Origin of the sequence: Inquilinus limosus MP06 (genome assembly GCF_000767795.1) — a bacterium.
Lineage (GTDB): Bacteria > Pseudomonadota > Alphaproteobacteria > DSM-16000 > Inquilinaceae > Inquilinus > Inquilinus limosus_E.
In genome coordinates, this window is record NZ_JANX01001026.1 from 1 (window position 1) to 1104 (window position 1104).

The following is a 1104-nucleotide window of genomic DNA, read 5'->3' on the forward strand; positions in this document are numbered from 1 at the left end:
ATGCGGGCGAGGGCGGCCGCGGCTTCCGGCCCGCCCAGCGGAGTGCTGTCCAGCGGCTGGTCGCCCGGATTGCCGCCCAGCGCCTCCTTCACCGCGGTTCCGGCCCACAGCACCCGCGGCGTCGGGCCGGTGAGGTCGAGCATCAGCAGATGCGGCAGCATCGGCATGATCTCGACCGGGCTCAGCGCGTCGCGATGCGGCGGCCGGCCGCCCTCGGCCCGGCCGTCCCACCAGCCCTGCAGCCGGTCGAAGAAGGCGGGGCGGCCGGTCGTCATTCAGAGCGTCGCGAGCGCGTCGCGGAAGGTGGCGGCGTCGACATTGCCGCCGGAGCAGACGATGACGACGGTGCGGATGTCGTCGGGGATCCGGTTCTCCAGCGTCGCCGCCAGGCCGATGGCGCCACCCGGCTCCATCACCAGCTTCAGCGTGTCGAAGGCCACGCCCATCGCCCGCAGCACCGCATCGTCCGGCGCGGCGACGCCGCCCGCCAGCGTCTCGCGCGCGATCGAGAAGGTGATCTCGCCGGGGGTGGGGGATTGCAGCGCGTCGCAGATCGACCGTGCGTCGGGCGCATTCTTCACCCGCTCGCCGGCCGCCAGCGACCGGCGCATGTCGTCCAGCGCTTCCGGCTCTGCCGAATAGATCCGGGTGCCCGGCAGCTTCGCCTTGATCGCGACCGAGACGCCGGAGACCAGACCGCCGCCGCTGCAGCCGACCAGCACCGCGTCGGGGCGCACGCCCAGTTCGGCGCATTGCTCGGCGATCTCCAACCCGATCGTGCCCTGGCCGGCGATGATGCCGGGGTCGTCATAGGGCTTCACCAGCGTGGCGCCGGTCTCGGCCTGGATCTTCGCCGCCACCGCCTCGCGGTCCTCGCCGAAGCGATCATAGGGCACCACGGTGGCGCCATAGGATTCGGTGTTGCGCCGCTTGATCGCGGGGGCGTCGGACGGCATCACGATCGTCGCCTTGATGCCGAACAGCTTCGCCGCCGCCGCCACGCCCTGGGCGTGGTTGCCGCTGGAGAAGGCGACCACGCCGCGGGCCCGCTCCGCCTCCGGGATCAGGGAGATCCGGTTGTAGGCGCCGCGGAACTTGAAGGAG

The 1104-nt window shown here is 72.4% G+C and carries 2 protein-coding genes; both read right to left on the minus strand.

The window, feature by feature from the left end; all coding sequences use genetic code 11:
• Positions 1 to 275: PAS domain-containing protein (locus P409_RS34935; protein WP_034849588.1), on the minus strand; the 275-nt coding region annotated here is incomplete at its 3' end.
• Positions 276 to 1104, minus strand: an 829-nt coding sequence (locus P409_RS34940) for a threonine ammonia-lyase (RefSeq protein WP_034849590.1), incomplete at its 5' end; no start/stop codon positions are given.